The following is a 5937-nucleotide window of genomic DNA, read 5'->3' as shown; positions in this document are numbered from 1 at the left end:
GAGACGTCGTGGGAGGTGTTCGAACGCGCCGGGATCGACCCGGCCACCCTCAAAGGCAGCGCGACCGGCGTGTTCGTCGGCACCAACGGCCAGGACTACCCGACGGTCCTCGCCGCGGCCGAGGAGCACGTCGAGGGCTACCTCGGCACCGGCAACGCGGCCAGCGTCGCGTCCGGACGGATCTCGTACACGTTCGGCCTCGAAGGACCGGCCGTCACGGTCGACACGGCGTGCTCGGCGTCGCTGGTCGCGCTGCACCTCGAAGGCGTTCTCGGATGACGCGGACGGCACCGGTTGGGGTGAGGGCGTCGGTCTGCTCCTGGTGGAGCGGCTGTCGGACGCCGTCGCCAACGGCCACCCGATCCTGGCGGTGGTGAAGGGTTCGGCGGTGAACCAGGACGGCGCGTCCAACGGCCTTACGGCCCCGAACGGTCCGTCGCAGCAGCGGGTGATCCGGGCCGCGCTCGCCGCCGCGGACCTCGAACCCGCTGATGTGGACGCGGTCGAGGCGCACGGCACCGGCACCAGCCTCGGCGACCCGATCGAGGCGCAGGCGCTGCTCGCCACGTACGGGCAGGACCGCGCCGAGCCGCTGTGGCTCGGGTCGGTGAAGTCGAACATCGGCCACACCCAGGCCGCGGCCGGCGTCGCCGGGATCATCAAGATGGTCCTCGCCCTGCGACACCGCACCCTGCCCCGCACCCTGCACGTCACCGCGCCGTCCTCACACGTCGACTGGACGTCCGGTGCGGTCGAGGTCCTCACCGAGGCCAGGCCGTGGCTCGCCACCGACCGGCCCCGCCGCGCCGGCGTGTCGTCGTTCGGCATCTCCGGCACCAACGCCCACGTCATCCTCGAAGAGGCGCCGCCGGCCGAACCGACCGTCGAACCGAAGACGCCGCCGGTGGTGCCGTGGCCGGTGTCGGCCCGTACCCCCGAGGCCCTCGACGCGCAGGTGGCCCGGCTGCGCACCGTCACCGACCTGCACCCGGTCGACGTCGGCCACTCCCTCGCCACCGGCCGGACGGCGTTCGACCACCGCGCCGTGCTCCTCGGCGACACGATCGTCCGGGGGCAAACCACCGACGGCGCGTCGGCGATGCTGTTCACCGGCCAGGGCGCGCAGTGGTCGGGGATGGGCCGCGGCCTGTACGCCGCGTATCCGGTGTTCGCGGCGGCGTACGACGAGGTGTGTGCGCGGATCGAGGGTCTGCGCGAGGTCGAGGGCGATCTGCTGGATGAGACGCGGTGGACGCAGCCGGCGTTGTTCGCGGTGGAGGTGGCGGTCTTCCGGTTGCTGGAGTCGTGGGGTCTGCGCCCGGACTTCCTGGTGGGCCACTCGATCGGCGAGCTGGCCGCCGCGCACGTGGCCGGCGTGTGGTCCCTGGACGACGCGTGCAAGATCGTGGCGGCGCGCGGCCGGTTGATGCAGGCGCTCCCGGTGGGCGGCGCGATGATCGCGATCCAAGCGGCCGAGGAGGATGTTCGCAACGCGTTGGTCGACGGCGCCGAGATCGCCGCGGTCAACGCCCCGGACGCGATCGTCATCTCCGGCGACGAGGACGCGGTGACAGCGGTCGCCGCGCGGTTCGACAAGACGAAGCGCCTGCGGGTCAGCCACGCGTTCCACTCCGCGCGGATGGACGGCATGCTCGACGCGTTCCGCGACGTCCTGTCAACGGTCACGTTCCACCCGCCGGTGATCCCGATCGCCACCACCTCCACCGGTGACCTCACCACTGTGGACTACTGGTTGGACCAGTTGCGAAGTGCCGTCCGGTTCGCCGACGCCGTCGAGACCCTCAAAGCCAAGGGCGTGACGAGGTTCCTGGAGGTTGGTCCGGACGGGGTGCTGTCCGCGCTGGTCGACGGCATCCCGGCGATGCGGAAGGGACGCGACGAACCCACCACCCTGATGACCGCCGTCGCCCGGGCTCACGTCGACGGCTGGTCCCCGGACTGGACCGCGATCCTGGCCGGCGGGCGGCGCGTGGACCTTCCCACGTACGCCTTCGACCGGCAGCGGTACTGGCCGACGGTCCGCCACACGGTCCGACCGGACGCCGAGTTCTGGGCCGCCGTCGACTCCGGCGACCTCGACACGCTGCGCAGCTGGCGGCACCGCAGGTCCACTGTGGACCGTTGGCTGTACCGCGAGGAGTGGACGCCGCTACCGGCCCGCCCCGCGACCCTGACCGGCACCTGGCTCGTCCTCGGCGACCGATCCGAAGCCGTCGCAGCGGCACTGACCGCCGCCGGCGCGACAGTGGTCGGCGAAGACCCGCCGGGGGAGGGACCGTTCGCCGGCGTGGTGGCCCTGCCCGCCGACGCCGCCGAAGCACTCACGATGGCACAGACCGTCGACGCGCCGATGTGGTGCGTGACCCGGGGCGCGGCCACCGACCCCGCCCAGCGCGCGGTCTGGGGCCTGGGCCGGGTCGTCGCTCTGGAGCACCCGGACCGGTGGGGCGGCCTGGTAGACGTCGACGACGCAGGCGTGGCGTTGCTGCCCGCCGTGCTCGGCGGGGTTGAGGACCAGGTGACGATCCGCGGTGGCGTCGCTCATGCCCGGCGCCTGATCCGGGCGGCGGCTACGAACGGGTGGCAGCCGCGGGGCACGGTGCTGGTCACCGGCGGTACCGGTGCCCTCGGTACCCACGTGGCGAAGTGGCTCAACGCCCAGGGCGCGTCCAGGATCGTGCTGGTCAGCCGCCGCGGCCCCGACGCGCTCACCCTGGACCTCCCAGGGGTGGAGGTGGTCGCCGGCGACATCACCGACGCCGCGACCGTAAATCGGCTGCTCGACGAGTACGCGCCGAACGCGGTCATTCACGCCGCCGGCATCCTCGACGACGGCACCGTGGACGCGTTGACGCCGGAGCGGATCGCGGCGGTGATGGCGGCCAAGGTCGACGGCGCCCGCCACCTCGACGCCGCGACCAGACCGCGGCGGCGTCCGCCCCATGCACCCCGCCACCGCCGTCACCGCACTGGGTCGCGTCACCGGCGGCAGCGTCATCGTCGCCGACATCGACTGGGACACGTTCGGGCCCGCGTTCACCACCAACCGGCCGGCGCCGCTGCTCGACGGGTTGTACGCGCCGCCCGTCCCGCCGCGGCACAGCGAACAGTGGGACCTTCCCGGCCTGCTCGACCTGGTCCGGGGGCACGCCGCGGCCGTCCTCGGGCACGGCGGCACCGAGCTCGTCGGGCCCGACCACGCGTTCCGGGACCTCGGGTTCGACTCCCTGACCGCGGTCGAGTTCCGCAACGGCCTCGCCGCCCGGACCGGACTCAAGGTGTCCGCCACGGCCGTGTTCGACTACCCGACCCCGGCCGCGCTCGCCGCCCACCTGCACACCGAGGCGACCGGCGGCGCACCGGAAAACCCCCAGCTACCGATCCTCGCGGACCTCGACAAGGTCGAATCCTTGATTTCGGTGATTTCCCCAGAGGATGACCTGCACGCTGCCGTGCGCACCCGCCTGCATGTGATGCTTTCGAAGCTCGACAAGGCGCGCACAGCGGAATCAGAATCGGCCACCTCACTGCAGTTCGATGCGGCGACGGACGACGAGCTCTTCTCGTTCATCCACGAGGAACTCGGTCGGTCATGAGGTGAGCCCGGGCGACGGGGTGGGGTTGTCATGAACGAGGACAAACTCCGGGACTATCTGAAATGGGTGACCGGAGACCTCCACCAGACCCGCCAGCGGTTGCGGGAACTGGAGGCCGCCCAGCAGGAGCCCATCGCGATCGTGGCGATGGGCTGCCGCTTCCCGGGCGGCGTCATGTCACCGCAGGACCTGTGGCAGCTGCTGCTCGACGGCCGGGACGCCATCGGCGACTTCCCGGCCGACCGCGGCTGGGACCTCGACGCCCTGTTCGACGACGACCCCGACCGGCCGGGCAGCACGTACACCCGGGTCGGCGGGTTCCTCGACGACGCCGCCGCGTTCGACGCCGGCCTGTTCGGCATCTCGCCGCGGGAGGCCCTGGCGATGGACCCGCAGCAGCGGCTGCTGCTGGAGACGTCGTGGGAGGTGTTCGAACGCGCCGGCCTCGACCCGCGGGCCATGCGCGGCACCGCCACCGGCGTGTTCGTCGGCACCAACGGCCAGGAGTACCTGAACCTCCTCACCCACGCCGAGGAGAACGTCGAGGGCTACCTCGGCACCGGCAACGCGGCCAGCGTCGTCTCCGGCCGCCTGTCGTACACGTTCGGCCTCGAAGGACCCGCCGTCACGGTCGACACCGCGTGCTCCGCGTCGCTCGTCGCCGTGCACCTCGCGACGCAGGCGCTGCGCCGCGGCGAGTGCCGGCTCGCGCTCGCCGGCGGGGTCACCGTCATGTCGACCCCGGGCGTGTTCGTCGAGTTCTCCCGCCAGCGTGGCCTGGCCGTCGACGGGCGGTGCAAGGCGTTCTCCGACGACGCCGACGGCACCGGCTGGGGCGAGGGCGTCGGCGTCCTGCTCCTGGAGCGGCTCTCCGACGCGCTCGCCAACGGCCACCCGGTCCTCGCCGTCGTCCGCGGCTCCGCCGTCAACCAGGACGGCGCCTCCAACGGCCTCACCGCCCCGAACGGCCCCGCCCAGCAGCGGGTCATCCGCGCCGCGCTCGCCGCTGCCGGGGTCGCCGCGACCGAGGTCGACGTCGTCGAGGCGCACGGCACCGGCACCAGCCTCGGCGACCCCATCGAGGCGCAGGCGCTCCTCGCCACGTACGGGCAGAACCGCGACGAACCGCTGTGGCTCGGCTCCGTCAAGTCGAACATCGGCCACACCCAGGCCGCGGCCGGCGTCGCCGGGATCATCAAGATGGTCCTCGCGCTGCACCACGGCACCATGCCCCGCACCCTGCACGTCACCGCCCCGTCGTCGCACGTCGACTGGTCCGCGGGCGCCGTGCGGCTGCTCACCGAGGCCCGACCCTGGCCCGCGGTCGACCGGCCGCGCCGCGCCGCCGTGTCGTCGTTCGGCGTCTCCGGTACCAACGCGCACGTCATCCTCGAGGCGGCCGCACCGGTCGACGCCCCCGCCGGACCCGCCGCGTTGCCGGTGGTGCCGTGGCCGCTGTCGGCCCGTACCCCCGAGGCCCTCGACGCGCAGGTGGCCCGGCTGCGGGCGGTCACCGACCTGCACCCGGTCGACGTCGGCCACTCCCTCGCCACCGGCCGCACGGTCTTCGACCACCGGGCGGTGCTGCTCGGCGACACCGTGGTCCGCGGCGCGGCGACCGACGGCGGCACGGCGATGCTGTTCACCGGCCAGGGTGCGCAGTGGTCGGGGATGGGCCGCGGCCTGTACGGGGCGTACCCGGTCTTCGCGGCGGCGTACGACGAGGTCTGCGCGCGCATCGAGGGCCTGCGCGAGGTCGAGGGCGCGGAGTTGGACGAGACCCGGTGGACGCAGCCGGCGCTGTTCGCCGTCGAGGTGGCGCTGTACCGCCTCCTGGAGTCCTGGGGCCTGCGGCCGGATCACCTGGTAGGTCATTCGATCGGTGAGCTGGCCGCGGCGTATGTGGCCGGGGTGTGGTCCCTGGCGGACGCGTGCAGGATCGTCGAGGCGCGGGGCCGCCTGATGCAGGCGCTCCCGGCGGGTGGCGCGATGATCGCGATCCAGGCGGCAGAAGCGGATGTCCGCGATGCGTTGGTGGACGGTGCGGAGATCGCCGCCGTCAACGCCCCCGATGCGGTGGTGATCTCCGGCGACGAGGACGCGGTCGTGCAGGTCGCGGCCGGGTTCGAGAAGTCGAAGCGGTTGCGGGTGAGCCATGCGTTCCATTCCGAGCGGATGGACGGGATGTTGGCGGCGTTCCGTGAGGTGCTGTCGACGGTGTCGTTCCACCCACCAGTTATCCCGATTGCCACCACCTCCACCGGCGACGTGACGCAACCGGGTTACTGGTTGGACCAGTTGCGGGGCACGGTGCGGTTCG

The 5937-nt window shown here is 72.8% G+C and carries 2 protein-coding genes and 3 pseudogenes; all 5 read left to right on the top strand.

The window, feature by feature from the left end; translation table 11 throughout:
- A pseudogene (locus OP18_RS51810) lies at positions 1 to 2032 on the top strand (type I polyketide synthase); the annotation flags it as partial.
- Between the two features lie 315 nt (positions 2033 to 2347).
- Positions 2348 to 2935, top strand: a pseudogene (locus OP18_RS62845) (KR domain-containing protein); the annotation flags it as partial.
- Positions 2936 to 2963: 28 nt separating this feature from the next.
- Positions 2964 to 3296: pseudogene (locus OP18_RS61655) on the top strand (acyl carrier protein); the annotation flags it as partial.
- Positions 3297 to 3431: 135 nt separating this feature from the next.
- Positions 3432 to 3617 carry a hypothetical protein gene (locus tag OP18_RS59005; RefSeq protein WP_162189952.1) on the top strand — a complete coding sequence of 62 codons (186 nt, stop codon included), beginning with the start codon at positions 3432 to 3434 and terminating at the stop codon, positions 3615 to 3617.
- Positions 3618 to 3647: 30 nt separating this feature from the next.
- Positions 3648 to 5937 (top strand): type I polyketide synthase (locus OP18_RS50425; protein ID WP_033367911.1); only part of this gene is annotated, 2290 nt, incomplete at its 3' end.

Origin of the sequence: Dactylosporangium aurantiacum (assembly GCF_000716715.1) — a bacterium.
Lineage (GTDB): Bacteria > Actinomycetota > Actinomycetes > Mycobacteriales > Micromonosporaceae > Dactylosporangium > Dactylosporangium aurantiacum.
Note: the sequence above shows the minus strand (reverse complement) of the source record. Positions and strands in the feature narration are given on the sequence as shown.